This window comes from Eubacterium album (genome assembly GCF_025336545.1).
Lineage (GTDB): Bacteria > Bacillota > Clostridia > Lachnospirales > Lachnospiraceae > Eubacterium_U > Eubacterium_U album.
Genome location: NZ_JAODBU010000004.1, coordinates 121459 through 137944, shown reverse-complemented (window position 1 = coordinate 137944; position 16486 = coordinate 121459). Strand labels below are relative to the sequence as shown.

Below are 16486 nucleotides of genomic sequence, written 5' to 3'. Positions count from 1 at the left end.
ATAATTTACATATCCATAGTCCATAATAACGAATACACATACTTTTTTCAATAAAAATTTTAATGTTATTTAAAGTTGTGAAATTATCTTTGCTATAGCATCCTCAGTGTTTGCAACTGTAATTCTGTCAGCCTTTTCTTTCAATTCTTTTACTGCATTACCTACTGCATATCCAATATCAGAACATTCAATCATATTTATATCATTTTCATTATCTCCAATTCCGATTGTAGTATGAATAGTATTTCCATTTTCTTTTCCTAAATGTTCTTTCAAATATTTTATTGCAATTCCTTTTCCACTGTCTATCAACTGCATTTCTATTCCTTCGGGCCAGCTTAAATCAAATCTGAATTTATCCCCAAATCTTATTTTTAACTGCTCCTGCAATTTTTTTGTTACATCAGCAGGTTGAATAAACAGATTTTTATATAAATAATCCGGAAGCTTTGTTATATATTCTTCCAAACTATTTTCATCATACTTATGTTCTGCCGGCTTATAACCTACACTTTCATATATGTTTCCACTTGTCCATATTTCCCATATTTGTGACCATTCTTCATTTACATATCTTAAAACTTTAGCAAAACGCTCTTTCTCCATTTTCCATGAATTTAACATTTTCTCTGCGTTAATATCATAGAGTACCGCACCATTTAAGGATACTATTGGTGCATTAACCTTAAATTTATCTTTAAAATTATTTGCAAAATGAGGAAATCTGCCTGTAGCTAATGTAAATAATCCACCCTCTTCTTCAAAATATTTAATAGCCTCTGCATTTGCATCTGATACTTTTCCTTCATTGTCTGTCAATGTTCCATCGCAATCCGTGCAAATAAGATATCCCTTAAATTTATTCATATGTTTCTCTCCATAATTAAATTTTATTAACATTTTTGTAAGTTTTGTTTACACTATGATGTTAACATATAACTATATTTATTTACACTATTTTGTTGTATACTCTATTATGAATTTAAATATTTAGGAGAATTAATTGATATGAATATTACAAATACAGATATTATTTTGGCATCTAAATCGCCAAGACGTATGGAACTAATGAAGCAGGCAGGGTATGACTTTAAAATTGTTACTTCTGACACTCCTGAAATCACAACTAAAACTGCTCCTTTTGACGTTTCCATGGAACTTTCATCTATCAAAGCTTTTGGCGTTGCAAATTCCCTTTCTTTATTGGAGAACGACACTTTAATTATTGGAGCTGATACTGTCGTCTTTTGCGATGATGAAATCATGGGAAAACCATCTGATTATGATGATGCATTTCGTATGTTAAAGAAATTACAGAATAAAACGCATCAGGTTTATACAGGCGTAACCTTACTTCATTACACATCCGGAAATTCATCTCCGAAAGTTAAATCTTTTTATGAAAAAACAGATGTACATGTATGCCCTATGACTGACGATGAAATAAACAGTTATATTAATACAAAAGATTCTTTTGATAAAGCCGGAGCATATGGAATTCAGGGACCATTTGCAATTCATATTGAGAAAATAAATGGCGATTACAACAACGTAGTAGGTCTTCCTATTTCGCGCTTATATCATGAAATCAATAATTTTTCAGACTTGTGTTAACTTGTTCAACTGATATGTACCCAGAATTCCGGACATTTTTGTCCGGTAAAGAAGGTACATACAGTTTGTGAAGAGTTCTTATTATACTTATTATAAAACCTGATTTATTGAAAAGTCTTCATTAACCAATACAAATCCCGGTTTTTTGCCTATTTCTATAGTTCCAAATTCATCAAGAACTCCTATTGCCTTTGCCGGATTATAAGTTGCTGCTTTAATCGCATCTGCTATAGGGATTCCAAATTCTATGGCCTTAACCATACAGTCGTAAACATTTGTTACGCTTCCTGCCAGTTCTCCTGTAACAAGTCTTGCCTCATTTTCTTTCTTTATAACAACCTGACCACCTAACTCTGATTCACCATCAGGCATTCCACAAGCTCTCATGCTATCACTTATAAGTATTACTCTGTCGCTTCCAAACATTGAAAATGTTGCTCTTACAACTGAAGGATGAATATGTACTCCATCGCAAATCAATTCTGCTGTAACATTTTTGGCATCCCTTGCTGCACCTACAACGCCCGGTTTTCTATGATTTAATCCTGTCATTGCATTATATAAATGTGTTGCATGTTTTGCTCCGCTTTCATATGCCAATGTTGCTTCATCATAATTTGCCATTGTATGTCCTACTGAGAATCTGACTTTATCGTGTAATTTTGAAATACACTCTATAGCGCCTTCTCTTTCAGGTGCTATTGTTACAAGCTTTACCATATTACCTGATTCGTCAATAAGTTCTTGTAACATCTCTGCGTCCGGTTTCTGAACATATTCAGGATTCTGAGCTCCTACCCTGTCCGGAGATATAAATGGGCCTTCAAGATTTATCCCTACGAGCTTTGCCTTTAATTTTTCTGAAGTATTTACCTGTTCATTATTTTTTTCCAAAGACTTAGTATTCATTTGAATATCCTTATATTCTTTTGCATTTTTGCAAATTTCCATAAGACGTTGTTTTGGCAATGTCATTGTTGCCGGACAAATGGCAGCTATTCCATGCTCTTTTTCATATTCTGCCATTTTTTCTACAGCTTCAAGTGTTGCATCACAAAAATCACTGCCAACACATCCGTGAAAATGGATGTCTACAAGCCCCGGAATTACCATTAAGCCATTAGCATCGATAATTCTAGTGTAATTATTATCTGATTTATTGTTATTTGCATCTGTACTACCGCTAATATCACTTGTATTATTTGTACTGTCACCATTATTTCCAAAATATATAATATCCTTAATTTCACCTTTATCTAATATTATATCTGCCTTTTCAAATGTAAAATTCTTTGTAAAAACCTTACCATTCTTTATAATTTCCATAAAACCCTCACTTTTGCTTTTCTATAAAATTAATCCTTTATTAACACAAAGCAATTACCAAAATACGAAATTTAACCGAAAGTTTAAATAAAGTTATTTTAGTAATTGCTTTTACTTGTTTTAGTATTCTACTTATTTACACATAATTACTGTTACATCGTTATGTAACTGTAATACTGATGCCGGTACTTTTGGAGTTACCGGTCCAAAGAAGGCTTTTTTAGCTATCTCTGCCTTACCTTCACCGCTTACTACAACAACAATCTTTTTAGCCTGCATTATGGCTTTAATTCCCATTGTATAAGCCTCCTTAGGTACTTCATCGATAGTATCAAAGAATCTTGAATTTGCCTTAACAGTACTTTCTGTCAATTTAACGCAATGAGTTTCTTTTTCAAACGCTTCACCTGGTTCGTTAAATCCGATATGTCCATTATTTCCAAGACCTAAAAGTTGTAAATCAACCCCTCCTGATTCTCTTATTATTCTATTATAATCTGAGCATGCTTTATCAGAATCCATTTCCAAACCATCAGGCACATATGTATTCTTTTTATCAATATTGATACGATCAAACAAATGCTTGTTCATAAAATATCTATAACTCTGTTCGTTATCAGGAGCAATTCCTTTATATTCATCTAAATTAATTGTAGTAACATTAGAAAAGTCTAAATCACCTTTCTCGTACCAGCGAATCAACTGTTCGTAAGTTCCTATTGGTGTAGAACCCGTTGCCAACCCAATGACACTATTTGGCTTAATTATTATCTGAGCTGAAATAATATTTGCTGCAGTTCTGCTCATATGATAATAATCCTGTGTTTCTATAACACGCATTTATTTTCCTTTCCCTCCATAATTTCTGTAATCCGATGGAGATTTTCCTACATAACTTTTGAATATACGGCAAAAGTGTGTTACATCCTGAAAACCTACGCGTTCAGATACATCCTGAATCTTATAATTTTTATTCTCTAACAAATCTTTCGCCTTATCTATTCTTATTGTGTTAACTATTTCAAAAAATCCTCTTCCTGTGTACTGATTAAGTAACTTACTTAAATGCCAGCTACTTATAAAACATTGTTCAGCCACATCTAAAAGACTTAATTTCAATTTGTAATGTTCATATATAAATTTCAATGCGTTTTTGAGTATAAAATTGTTAGCATCAGTACATTTTAATCTATCCTTTTCAGGAGTATCACATTCAGGATGATTTTTTATAAATGTTTCATATATATAATTCTCTTCTTCATCTGAACGGCTCCATATAGAATCAATTTCTGCATTGCTGCTATCATTTCCCTTCTGCTTAAGATTGTTAGTCATTGCACTTATTGCTTCTTCTAACTCATCTATCTTTGACGGTTTTAATAAAAATCTTGTCACTCCAAGCTTTATAGCCTGCTGTGCATATTCAAAATTTCTAAATCCTGTCAATAAACACACTTCAATATCGGGATACTCAGACTTAATTGCTGCAACCATTGCAAGTCCGTCCATATTATTCATTGATATATCTGAAATTAAAATGTCAGGTTTTATTTTTCTCATAAGTTCTAAACCTGCTAATCCATTGCTGGCTGTACCAGCAATTTCACAATTCCAATTTGCCCATTCAATTCCTAATTTAAGCCCCTCTACTATAATCGGCTCGTCATCCACGATAATTACTTTATACATAAAACTCTCTCCTTATTATCCCTTAACAGCACCTACTGTCATACCTTTAATAATGTATTTCTGTAATGCCATATATACTACTAAAATAGGTATTACAATCAAAGTTACTGATGTGAACAGCATACCATAATTTACACCTTCTTTTGAAGCAATATTATTAAGAAGAATTGTAATTGCCCAGTTATCTTTTGTTCTAAGGAAGAACATCTGAGTAAACAAATCATTGTAGCTCCAAAGGAAACTAAAAATTCCAACTGTTACAAATGATGGCTTTGATAGCGGCATGATTATTCTAAAATAAATCTGGAATATATTACAGCCTTCCATATACGCTGCCTCTTCCAGTTCCACCGGAAGCCCTCTCATGTAACTTCTGAGTACTATTATAGCAAATGACATATTTCCTGCAATCTGCGGAAGTATAACTGATAACAAATTTAATGAAACATGTGGTGTGTTTACAATTCCCCAACCTGTCATCATTCTTAATACAGGAATGATGGTGGAGTAGATAGGGAACATCATTCCTGCATAAAGTAAGGCATCCAAAATTCCCTTGCCCGGGAACTTATACCTCGTTAATATATAAGCTGCCATTCCGGAGAATAGAATAACAACTACTGCAACAGTACCAGATATAATAAAACTGTTCCTGTATGCATTCAAAATGTCATAGTTGGCAAATACTGCTTTATAATTATCTAATGAGAACAGTTTACCAACAGGCAATGCAAATGAATTATTGTATATTGCCTTTTTATTTTTAAACGAATTCATGATGGACCATAGCAGAGGGAAAATTGTCGTAAGAGCCCAAACAATAAGAATTGTATATACAAATACCAAAGATATTTTAAAATTTTTCTTCTTCATGTCTTTTCTCCCTTCTATACATCATAATCGTCATTTGTCTTAAATATTTGATTTACTACAACTGACAATACTACACCTATTATTACAATAACAACTGCTATTGCCGAACTGTAGTCAACATCTACATATACTTTTGAGTACATGTATGTTCCTGTTAACCATGTATTTGACATACCATTTACAAACATTGTCCATGGTAAATCGAATACTTTTAAAGCTCCTGTTACTGCTAATACTACGCATGTACAAATACTATTTCTTAATAATGGAAGCGTTACATATCTAACCTGCTGAAGCTTTGAAGCTCCATCAATTTCTGCTGCTTCATATAAATCTTCCGGTATTCCGCTTAATCCCGTAAGTAAAATTATGAAATAAAATCCAACATATTGCCATATAACCGGAACAAGCATTGTAAACATCGGATGTGTTGCCTTCCAGTCAATCAATTCATTTTTACCTGCATCCAAAACACCAATAAGCTGTAGAAGCTGATTTATCATTCCTTTATCATAAAGGAAAACTAAGTTAAACAATAAGCCAAGGGCTGTTGCTGAAATAACAATTGGGAAAAAATATACTACTCTGAAAAATCCTGCACCTTTCTTTATATTGCTTACTAACAATGAAAGGACAATAGCCAGTCCTACTTCTCCAACAATTGTTGCTATAATCATAATTCCTGTATTTTTCAAGGCTATTAACATTTTCGGATCCTTGAAAATTTCAAGATAATTTTTGTAAAACGGAGCATTCCATTTGTCAGCTGCCGTCCCCATATACTTTATATGTTGAAAACTGTTAATTATGTTTTGTATGAATGGGTAGTAAAGAAATATCAACATAAAAACAAATGCCGGTATTAAGAAAAATGCAATATATTTTTTGTTTTGGTATATTTTTGCACCCATATTATATCTCCTTATTTTTTTAAAGCCGGAAGGTTTTTGTTCCTTCCGGCTCTAATTTCTACTTGATTATTTTAATAATTTATTCACCAGAATTAATTGTTAATGCTTCATCTACAGCTGCTGCAACTTTTTTGTTACCCTGAACAATATCTGCCATACCTGCAAAAATAGGATCTTTTGCTGCTGTTGATAAACTATCCTGTACAGCTGGAGAAATTCCAGTTGCTCCTGCACATAATTCTACACCTGCATTTGCAAGACTTGACATTGAATCAGCGTCAACTGTTGCACCATTCTTTAATGCTGTTGCTGAGCTTCCTGCAAATTTTGATACCATTTCATCACTTGTCATGTATTCAATGAAATCTACAGCTGCTGCACGTTTTTCAGGATCATCCCAGCATTTCTTTGTAATATAGTAACCACTTGAAAGACCACCGATAAGGTCTGTTGACTTACGATTTCCTTTTCCGGGAACGTATGTAACTGTGTAGTTATCAATATCATCTACTGCTTCTTCAATACCACCAACTTTCCATGAACCATCAATTAAGAAAGCTGCTTTATCAGATGTAAATAACTCAAATGTTTCACTATCTGATGCTGTTAATGTATTGTCTGGGAAATATCCTTTTTCATAAAGGTCTTTGATATCATTGATACCATTTACCCAAGCTTTACCATATTCATCATCTGCTGATTTAGGTAATGTACTATGTGTAGCTACATCCTGGAAGTTGAAAATTGTGTATTCAAACCAATAATGTGGAATTTCCTGTAATGAAGCTGCTATTGGTGTGTAACCTGCTTTCTTTATTGTTTCACACATTGTCATAAATTCATCCCAAGTTGTATCTGCTGTTGGAGCTTCAACTCCTGCTTCTTTAAGTACATCCTTGTTTACAAATAATCCTTCCCAGTATCCATTAACCGGTACTGAATAATTCTTTCCATCTACAGGTGATGCTCCAAGCATGTCATCTTTCATATTTGATGCATAATCAGGATATTCCTGTCTGATTTCATCAATTGAAACTACCTTGCCCTGTTCAACGAACTGGTTTGAATCAACTCCGTTGAAGAAGAATAATACATCCGGTTCTGAACCTGTTTCAAAGTCTGTAATAACTCTTGATTTAAATGTTTCATCAGATGTTGCTGAACTATCTTCAATCTTGTTTCCTGTTTCTTTAGTCCATGCAGCACAGGCATCTTTATAATTTCCTGCATTTGTGTCTTCACCTGCATATGTTGTTGTAACCTTTAATGTTACCTTTCCTGAATCTGCTTTGTCTTTGTTGTCGCTGCTGCTTGCGGCATCTCCATTGCTTCCGCATCCAACCATGGATACTGCCATAAGTCCTGCGAGCATAAGTGCTAATGGTTTTCTCATATAACTCCTCCAATCCATTCACTGATACCTTTTCTTTTTTCCTTATAACCATATGCTTTTTTTATTTGGTTATAAGTTTTTTCCGTATCTATTATTTATTACATGTATTATTCTATTCGAATTGCACAAAAAAGTTAATGATTTTGCTTGTTTATTTGTTGAATATAGTTGTTCATTTTTGTATAAAATATTTAATCTTTTTGCAAAAATTTGTATTTTATTGTTTTCAATTTAAAAATTTTGCTATTATTGTCAATTTTCCATTTTGAACCTATCTATTTTCAGTTTACTTTCAGTAAGATTGTCATCAATGTTTTCTATAGATAAACCACTGTTTTCACCATATAAAAGCTTAAGTCTCATGTTTACATTTCTAATTCCGATATTATGTACATTCTCTTCCAGTTTCTGATCCGAAAGTAATATTTCTATCTTCGCTTTATCAGCCTCAGTCATATTTCCATTATTATGAACAACTATATACAAGTTATTGCAATCTGCATATATTTTCAGGCTTCCTATAATGTTCCCCTCTTTATCTCCTCCATGCTCTACAGCATTTTCTACAATTGGCTGTACTATAAGTCTTGGAATCTTTAAATTAAGTAAATTTTCATCCACATCTTTATCAAAATGGAATCGGCTTCCAAATCTCTGATGAATGATATACAAATAAGCATCTACGTACTTAAGTTCCTCTTCAATAGTGATGAATTTTTCTTTTTTTCTATTCATTGTCGCTTCCATCATTACTCCAAGAGATTCAATCATTCCACTTACATCATGATTTCCACTCATTCTGGCCTTCCAGTTAATAATCTCCAATGTATTATTTAGAAAATGTGGATTAATCTGTGACTGCAACGCTTGCATATTTGCATCTCTTAATGCTACTTCTTCTGCATATATTCGATTAAAAGATTCTTCAAGTCCTAATGACATATGGTTAAATGTATCTATTAGTTTTCCAAATTCTTTATTTCCTTCAAATGCAGGTAAAGTTATTCCATATTCTCCTTCTTCAATCTTTTCAGACATTTCCATCAAATCTGAAATTGGTTTATTGATATTTCTGTAAAAATAATAAAATGTTAACGCTGCCAATAAAATTGTAATCAAAATGATTAATACATATATATATACATACGTAAACGATTCATTAAGTACTTCCATTCGATTTAATTTAACAATATATGTAAACTGCTGATTATTGCATCTTGTGTACAGATTTACAGTATAATTGTTACTATCATAATTGCTTTCTGTTTCTGTAACTTCTCCATAATTTCTTTTATTATTATCAGCATAAATTTTGAATTTTTCATTATTTATATCATTTTCATAATCAGGTTCACATACCATATCTCCATCTAGAAATATAGCCCCATTTTCTCTCCACACTACATTATCCATGCTTTTAAACATATTTGATTTATTTATTTCCATAACAATAATTGCATAAGGATTGTAATCACTTGTAACCAGATTTCTAACTAAATACAGATGTTCTCCTATCTCTATAAATTTAGTATTAGTTCCCATTCTTTGAGCTACTGACTTTATCTGTGTCATAGCATTATTTTTAAAATCTGAAATACTTGCATAAGTCGCTCCCGCAACATTGCTATACGTATAATATTCCATTGTTGTTTTTTCTTTAAATACAACAATTGTGCTTGAAATCATTGAATTATATTTGTACTTTTCACTAAGATAACTAGATATTTCTCTGTACATTACCGCTTCATTTTTATCTTTTAGGAATTGTAAATAACTTGTTCTTATGACATTGTCATATGAAGCCTGCTTTGATTCCTGTATTACTTTTTCTATATTACTGTTGCAGTTTTCTGCAGCATTTTCCATAGATGTAACTACTGTATTTCTTACCTGATTAGAAGTTTTTGAAGCTGACGAGAAAAAAAGAACAACCGACAATGCTCCAAACGGTACTACAAGGCATATTACCAGCAGTCGAATCATCCCAAAGGTCAGATTTGCCTTTTTCCTTTCTTTATTTAGTGCATTATATCTGTTGTTCTTTTTCATTATTAGTCTCCCTTCAACTTTTACTATTATTTCTGTCGGGAAACTTATTTATTATTCTGTTACTAATATTATATAAATAATTATTATGTAAATGACTTATTAAACTTATGTTACTCCAAAATTACTACTTTAATCCTAAGAATTTCTCATATATTTCACAAACTTCAATAGCCTGTTCTTTTGTTGGCATTTCACAGAAAATACGAATCAACGGTTCTGTTCCTGAGAATCTGCCAATTACCCATCCTCCGTTTTCAAAATAAACTTTGCTTCCATCCATATACGAAACATGCTGAATCTTATATGGTAATTCCGGAATCTGTTTATCTTCCATTAATATTTTGTGAATTTCTTCTTTCTTTTCTTTTGTAAATTTGTAGTCACGCTCTTCCATATAAATAGCTCCGCATTCAGCTTCAATGTCTTTATATATTTCAGATAACTTTCTTCCTGTAACTGCTATCATTTCTATAAGTAACATTGCTGCGTAAATACCATCTTTACCATTAATATGTCCACGTACTGTAAGTCCTCCGGAAGATTCCCCGCCAATAACTGCATTTTCTTCAGTCATTTTTGCTGATATATACTTAAAACCTACCGGAACTTCGTAACAAGTTTCCCCAAACTTATTTGCTACCTTATCAAGCATATGTGTTGTAGCTACGTTTCTAACTACTGCACCATGCCATCCTTTATATTTTACAAGATAATAATATAATAACACAAGAATGTCATTTGGATGAAGAAATCTTCCTGTATCATCAATAACTCCAATTCTGTCCGCATCTCCATCTGTAGCAATTCCTATGTCAAATCCATAATCAATTACTCTTGTCATAAGACCTCTAAGAGTTGATGCACTTGGTGATGGAAGTTTTCCACCAAATAAGGTATCATGTCTGTCATGTATTGTTTCTACATCACATCTTGCCGTAAGCAGTAATGTTTTTAAAGGTATTTCAGAAACTCCATACATCGGGTCTAAAGCAACTCTAAGACCTGCATTTCTGATTTTCTGCATATCTACAGCATTAATTATATTATCTAAGTATTCATTTAAAGGATAAATTTCTTTAATCAGCTCTTTGCTTACTGCCTCATCATAATCCATTTCTTCTATAGAATCCACATCTATTTTTGAAGCGTAGTCTTCTATTTCTTTTGTCTGATTTTCATCAGCATCTCTGCCACCATAAGTAAATACTTTTACACCATTGTAAATAGCCGGATTATGGCTTGCTGTTACCATCATTCCATATGGCATTTCATGTTTTTCTACATAGAACATAATAAGAGGAGTAGGCGCTGATTTGTTAACGAGCAATGTTGTAATTTCCTGTGCTGCAAATACCTGTCCCATCCATCTCATAGCTTCTTTTGACAAAAATCTCTTGTCATAACCAATTATCATTCCTTTATCAGTCTTGCCTTCTGCTTTCATTTTGTTGCACATAGCCTGAGCTAATAATTGAATGTTTTTCTTAGTAAATTCATCTCCTATGACTGCTCTCCAGCCGCCTGTTCCAAATTTAATCATGTAAGCCTCCTCATTATACCTTATGCTACCCCATGGTGATTTCAACCAGATTATGGCTTCCTTTTTCCATAACCGGAATAAAATCTACTATTTCCCCATTTAATTTTATTTCTTTAACTCCTTTATTAACCTTATTAGGGTTAACTACATTTATATCGTACTCCGCGCCTCTCCATACACGGTGAACTTTAAATTTATCCCATTCCTTTGGAATGCATGGATCAATATTTAATTTATCAAAATCAGGTCTGATTCCAAGCATATATCTTGTTGCTGAGAAATATGACCATCCTCCACTTCCTGTCATAAACGGATGTCTTGCTCTTCCGTATGCAGTATGGTCTTTTCCCATGATAAACTGGCAATAAGAATATGGTTCTGCTTCTCTGATTTCAATCATGTCATTCTGATTGTATGGGCATAATGAATTATAATATTCCATTGCCCTGTCGCCTCTTCCGAGTACACATTCCGCTGCCCATGCCCATGGATTTGGATGTGAGAATATAGCACCATTTTCCTTGACACCCGGATATACTCTTGTGATAAATCCTATATCATCATCAGGAACTGTATACGATGGAGCATTTAACATTATTCCATATGGTGTTGCCAAATATTCTTTTACACTGTCCATAGCCTTAATGCCTTTTTCTTCCGATGCCGCCCCCGACAATACTGCCCAGGCATTTGACTCTAAATGAACTTTACCTTCTTTATCTGTACTTGTTCCAATTTTCTTTCCGTTTTTGGTTATTCCTCTTATAAACCAATCTTTATCCCACAATTCATTATTACATACATCTTTTACATGCATGGCCATTTCCTTATATTTCTTAACATCATCATCTCTTCCAAGATACTGTGCTAATTCTATAAAATTGTTTATTGCCCAATAATGTAAAAATGATACTAAAGCACTTTCTCCTCCGCCAAGATTTAAGCAGTCATTCCAATCTGCCCTAAGTCCTAAGCAAATTCCTGTTGCTCCTACTTCTTTTGCTGAAAAATCTAATATTCTCATCATATGTTCATATACAGTACCTTCTCCCTTATCTGCATATGGAACAATCTGATCAGCAAATTCGATTTCTCCTGTTTCTTTTATATATTCCACAATAGATGGTATAAGCCATAAAGCATCATCTGAGCATGCATCTTCAATACCATGTATTATGTCTGACTTATTAATTCCCGGAATTACTGTAGGTGATTTAAAAGGTTTCTTATCATCCTTTTTCTTTTCAAACCATTCCGGTTGGAATAAATGTAATCCATATCCTTTTGAAACTAATCCATTAAGAAGCTGTACTATTCTCTGTTTACACTTTTCCGGATTAGAATGCGGTATAGTCATTGAATCCTGCGCCGTATCTCTATATCCTAATCCCGTTCTTCCACCTACTTCGATGAAAGATGCAAATCTTGAAAACATTACATTAACTTCTGACTGATATAAATTCCATATATTAATCATTGTGTTCATTGCTTCACTTGGAGTTTCAATTGTTAATTTATTAATTTTATCATTCCAATACTTTTCCAAATTTTTGTATGCTTTGTCCACATTTGTAAAATCGCTATACTTTTCTCTTATTCTTCTGCCTTCTGTGTCATCGCCTTCACCTAACATAAAGATAAGTCTGACTTTTTCGCCCGGTTGTATTACAATATTTTTCTGTAAAGAACCGCAGTGATTATTTCCTTTTTCAAATGAACCTGTACATTTTCCATTTATTACTGCCTGTGGATTATCTTCCGTATGATATAAACCCAGGAACTTGTCTCTGAGGCAATCGAAGCCATCTGGAGAAAAATTTGAAGTAAAATACTGATAACCAAATTCTTCATAGAATAAGTCATACAATATAATTCCATCCTTATATGAGGAACCCGCACAATACAAACTCATCTGAAAATTCTGATTATCTATCATAATATGATGGAAGGAAAATTCACAATAAGAAAAAATACTTAAGTTCCTAGGTTTATTGTCTGTATTTTCAATAACTACATCCCAAAGTTCAACATCATCTTCTATTGGAACGCAAAGTTTCTGACTTGCTTTTAATTTATCATATTCGCATTCATAAACAGAATATGATAATCCATGTCTGCACTTATACTTAGCTTTATCAAGTGTCTTTCCTACCGGCTGCCATGAAATGCTAAAGTAATCACCATTATCATTGTCTCTTACATACACATAATGTCCCGGTCTGTCCATTGGCACTGAATTGCCTCTAAACCTTGTTACTCTATGATACTCAGGTGTTTTATAAAACATATAACCACCTGCCGTATGATTAACTACCACACATGTATCTTTCACACCTAAATAATTCGTCCATGATGTAGGAAGATCCACTCTGTCTATTACATACTCTCTTTTTTCATTATCAAAATGTCCGTATCTCATAATCCTCTCCCTGCCTATTTTCTTAGTTAAAATAATGATAGCAAATATAATCTCTTTTTTGAATGAACGTACTTGTTATTACTTTTCTCTTTTTGTCAGATTTGTTTTTATTTTTTGTTATTTGGAACAAATAAATACAAATCAGCAATAATTTACATGTTAATCTATCTAGTCTGGATGGCATAAATATTAGCTAAATAAATTTATTTGATATCGGTGGAGCTAACGCGACTTTAATGCATGCAACTTGTTTCCGTAAATTGTAGATTCATTATGAAAATAAAGAAAATCAATTTAATTTTAGACTTTATTTATGTTTGTTTAGGTGTAAAATATACATATAAATAAACATCAAAGTTGGGAGGTTTATATGAGAGAACGATTACAGGAATTTTTGGACCATATGGAAATGGTCACATCAAAAGAATTGTCAGACAATGAACGTGAAGCAGTTTTTAACGATTTTATGAAACAGATTCAGTTTTTCCAAAATGAAAGACTTATTCATTTAATCGTAACAGTTACATTTGCAATTATTGCAATTTTTACAACTTTGGCAAATTATGTTCTCCAAAGTATATGTGTGTTTGTATTTTTGCTTGCAATATACATTCTTCTTTTATTTTACATAAGGCATTATTTCTTTCTCGAAAGAGGAGTACAAAAACTTTACCTCTACTATGATAAACTTGTCAAAAACACTTATTATAGTGATGATGTGAAGAAAAAATGCAGTTTAGTTTAAAAATAGCGTACTATTTTCAAATAAAATAATTATCGACTTTTTTCGACTATAATTAATTTGTAATGTTAAAATCAAAAAGCCACTTTTAGAAAAACAATGTTTTTCTAATCATGTAAAAATACCAAATTGGGATGTTTTACAAAAAAAGGCTACCACTTTACGTAATTTGTAAAGTGGTAGCTTTTTTAATTAATAGCTTTTAACTTAATAATAAAATTTTATCTATCCCATTTATCACAAAGTGCCTGTACCTGGTCGGCAAATTTTGCAAGGTCTTTATTTGCACCGCCTTCATTACGTTTAATAACTGCAAGAAGTCTCTGCCCTGCAGCAAGTAATCTTTCGTATACAGTAGATGGTTTTCTCTGTTTTGAAGAGTTGCTTTGTATTCTGATTGGAACTCCTTCTTTTATTAATTCACCTGTTGCCAGGTCAAACTGTGTTCCACTGTAAGGAGCATATGCATCATATCCATGTTCATCTCTTAAAAGTTTTGCAAAAATATCACATACCTCATCTTCACCATGAACTACAAAGACTTTCTGTGGTCTTTTCTTCATAGCTTCGAGCCATTTTACTAACTCTTTCTGATCTCCATGACCGCTTATACCTTTTAAGGATTCTATTCTTGCCTTAACAGCTATTTCTTCACCAAAAAGTTTTACTGTTGTTGCTCCTTCAAGTATTGCTCTTCCTAACGTACCGACTGCCTGATAACCTACAAATAATATTGTAGAGTTCTCTCTCCACAGATTATGCTTCAAGTGGTGTCGTATTCTTCCGGCTTCACACATACCTGATGCAGACAATATAACTTTTGGCATATTATTCTGGTTAATAGCAACAGATTCATTACTTGTAACTGAAACCTTTAATCCATCGAACTTCAACGGGTTAACTCCCATGTTAATTAATTCCATTGTTTCTTCATCAAAGCAATCAATTACGTTATTATTAAATACATTTGTTGCCTCTATGGCAAGCGGACTATCTACATACACTTCAAAATTAGGATAGTTCTTAACCATATTATCTCTTTTAATAATACGGAGGAAATATAGCATTTCCTGAGTTCTGCCTACGGCAAATGACGGGATAACTACATTTCCACCTCTTGCAAATGTTTCGTTTAATATTCTCGCCAGAGCTTTTACATAATCAGGTCTTTCTTCATGGAATCTGTCACCATATGTAGATTCTATTAAGACATAGTCAGCTCCATCCATTGTCTTAGGATCTTTAATTATTGGTTTATTAATATTACCAATATCTCCTGAGAAAATTATCGTCTTAGACACATCACCTTCAGTAACTTTTACCTCGATGCTTGATGAACCAAGCAAATGTCCTGCATCTACAAACTTAATCTGGAATTCATCACATACACTCACAGTTTCATCATAGTTTACCGGAACCATTAATTCACAGGCAGCTACTGCATCTGCCATCGTATAGATTGGTTCATATTCTTCCTTACCGGCTCTCTTTGCCTTTCTGCTTTTCCATTCAGCTTCAAATTCCTGGATATGTGCACTATCACGAAGCATTATGTTACATAATTCGCAAGTTGCTTTCGTTGCAAATACCTGTCCCTTAAAGCCTCTCTTTACCATAAGCGGAATTAATCCTGAATGGTCAATGTGGGCATGAGTTAAAAATATGTAATCTATATCTCCTGCTGCCACCGGCAACTCCTGATTTACATAAATATCCTTTCCCTGTTCCATACCACAATCTACAATAGCTTTTTTATCCCCAACCTGTAAATAGTGGCAACTTCCTGTAACCTCATGGTCTGCTCCAAGAAATGTTATAATCATAAAATCATCCCCTTTATATTAAATTTTAATCCGAACTAATTAATATTTTTATTATATCATTTTATGATTACAGGGTCAAAAATATAAAACGATTTTATTGCTTTATT

13 protein-coding genes are annotated in these 16486 nt (G+C 32.9%); 2 read left to right on the top strand and 11 right to left on the bottom strand.

The window, feature by feature from the left end; all coding sequences use genetic code 11:
* Positions 1–69: 69 nt before the first annotated feature.
* Positions 70–867, bottom strand: coding sequence for a Cof-type HAD-IIB family hydrolase (locus N5B56_RS05190; RefSeq protein WP_260978502.1), 798 nt, complete (start codon positions 865–867; stop codon positions 70–72).
* 141 nt (positions 868–1008) lie between these two features.
* Here N5B56_RS05190 and N5B56_RS05185 point away from each other — a divergent pair, with 141 nt between their 5' ends.
* Entirely contained in the window at positions 1009–1614 is a 606-nt protein-coding gene (locus tag N5B56_RS05185) for a Maf family protein (protein WP_117909989.1), read from the top strand.
* A gap of 90 nt (positions 1615–1704) precedes the next feature.
* Here N5B56_RS05185 and nagA read toward each other — a convergent pair whose 3' ends face one another.
* From nagA to N5B56_RS05140, 9 genes are all read right to left on the bottom strand, one after another.
* Positions 1705–2940: an N-acetylglucosamine-6-phosphate deacetylase gene (gene nagA, locus N5B56_RS05180; RefSeq protein ID WP_260978501.1), complete on the bottom strand. Its 1236-nt coding sequence runs from the start codon at positions 2938–2940 to the stop codon at positions 1705–1707.
* Positions 2941–3072: 132 nt separating this feature from the next.
* Positions 3073–3780 carry a glucosamine-6-phosphate deaminase gene (nagB, locus tag N5B56_RS05175; RefSeq protein ID WP_022087979.1) on the bottom strand — a complete coding sequence of 236 codons (708 nt, stop codon included), beginning with the start codon at positions 3778–3780 and terminating at the stop codon, positions 3073–3075.
* Complete coding sequence (locus N5B56_RS05170; RefSeq protein ID WP_022087978.1) at positions 3781–4629, bottom strand: response regulator transcription factor; 849 nt, start codon at positions 4627–4629, stop codon at positions 3781–3783.
* 15 nt (positions 4630–4644) lie between these two features.
* Complete coding sequence (locus tag N5B56_RS05165; protein ID WP_022087977.1) at positions 4645–5502, bottom strand: carbohydrate ABC transporter permease; 858 nt, start codon at positions 5500–5502, stop codon at positions 4645–4647.
* Between the two features lie 14 nt (positions 5503–5516).
* Positions 5517–6413 carry a carbohydrate ABC transporter permease gene (locus N5B56_RS05160; RefSeq protein WP_022087976.1) on the bottom strand — a complete coding sequence of 299 codons (897 nt, stop codon included), beginning with the start codon at positions 6411–6413 and terminating at the stop codon, positions 5517–5519.
* A 79-nt stretch (positions 6414–6492) separates the two neighbouring features.
* Positions 6493–7806 carry an ABC transporter substrate-binding protein gene (locus N5B56_RS05155; RefSeq protein ID WP_147586250.1) on the bottom strand — a complete coding sequence of 438 codons (1314 nt, stop codon included), beginning with the start codon at positions 7804–7806 and terminating at the stop codon, positions 6493–6495.
* A 252-nt stretch (positions 7807–8058) separates the two neighbouring features.
* Positions 8059–9855 carry a sensor histidine kinase gene (locus tag N5B56_RS05150; RefSeq protein ID WP_260978500.1) on the bottom strand — a complete coding sequence of 599 codons (1797 nt, stop codon included), beginning with the start codon at positions 9853–9855 and terminating at the stop codon, positions 8059–8061.
* A gap of 124 nt (positions 9856–9979) precedes the next feature.
* A complete protein-coding gene (locus N5B56_RS05145; RefSeq protein WP_022087973.1) occupies positions 9980–11395 on the bottom strand; it encodes a phosphoglucomutase/phosphomannomutase family protein in 1416 nt (471 codons plus the stop codon).
* Positions 11396–11420: 25 nt separating this feature from the next.
* The gene (locus N5B56_RS05140) at positions 11421–13814 is read right to left on the bottom strand and encodes a glycoside hydrolase family 94 protein (RefSeq protein WP_260978499.1); all 2394 of its coding nucleotides are present in this window, start codon (positions 13812–13814) and stop codon (positions 11421–11423) included.
* A gap of 370 nt (positions 13815–14184) precedes the next feature.
* On the opposite strand from N5B56_RS05140, the gene N5B56_RS05135 reads away from it, so the two are divergent.
* Entirely contained in the window at positions 14185–14559 is a 375-nt protein-coding gene (locus tag N5B56_RS05135) for a hypothetical protein (RefSeq protein ID WP_022087971.1), read from the top strand.
* 218 nt (positions 14560–14777) lie between these two features.
* Here N5B56_RS05135 and N5B56_RS05130 read toward each other — a convergent pair whose 3' ends face one another.
* On the bottom strand, positions 14778–16379 hold the full coding sequence (locus N5B56_RS05130) for an MBL fold metallo-hydrolase RNA specificity domain-containing protein (protein ID WP_117909984.1): 1602 nt from the start codon (positions 16377–16379) through the stop codon (positions 14778–14780).
* Positions 16380–16486 lie beyond the last annotated feature (107 nt).

Coding starts and splice junctions, on each gene's coding strand:
- N5B56_RS05190 (WP_260978502.1), bottom strand. CDS start 867: ATGAATAAATTTAAGGGATATCTTATTTGCACGGATTGCGATGGAACA.
- N5B56_RS05185 (WP_117909989.1), top strand. CDS start 1,009: ATGAATATTACAAATACAGATATTATTTTGGCATCTAAATCGCCAAGA.
- nagA (WP_260978501.1), bottom strand. CDS start 2,940: ATGGAAATTATAAAGAATGGTAAGGTTTTTACAAAGAATTTTACATTT.
- nagB (WP_022087979.1), bottom strand. CDS start 3,780: ATGCGTGTTATAGAAACACAGGATTATTATCATATGAGCAGAACTGCA.
- N5B56_RS05170 (WP_022087978.1), bottom strand. CDS start 4,629: ATGTATAAAGTAATTATCGTGGATGACGAGCCGATTATAGTAGAGGGG.
- N5B56_RS05165 (WP_022087977.1), bottom strand. CDS start 5,502: ATGAAGAAGAAAAATTTTAAAATATCTTTGGTATTTGTATATACAATT.
- N5B56_RS05160 (WP_022087976.1), bottom strand. CDS start 6,413: ATGGGTGCAAAAATATACCAAAACAAAAAATATATTGCATTTTTCTTA.
- N5B56_RS05155 (WP_147586250.1), bottom strand. CDS start 7,806: ATGAGAAAACCATTAGCACTTATGCTCGCAGGACTTATGGCAGTATCC.
- N5B56_RS05150 (WP_260978500.1), bottom strand. CDS start 9,855: ATGAAAAAGAACAACAGATATAATGCACTAAATAAAGAAAGGAAAAAG.
- N5B56_RS05145 (WP_022087973.1), bottom strand. CDS start 11,395: ATGATTAAATTTGGAACAGGCGGCTGGAGAGCAGTCATAGGAGATGAA.
- N5B56_RS05140 (WP_260978499.1), bottom strand. CDS start 13,814: ATGAGATACGGACATTTTGATAATGAAAAAAGAGAGTATGTAATAGAC.
- N5B56_RS05135 (WP_022087971.1), top strand. CDS start 14,185: ATGAGAGAACGATTACAGGAATTTTTGGACCATATGGAAATGGTCACA.
- N5B56_RS05130 (WP_117909984.1), bottom strand. CDS start 16,379: ATGATTATAACATTTCTTGGAGCAGACCATGAGGTTACAGGAAGTTGC.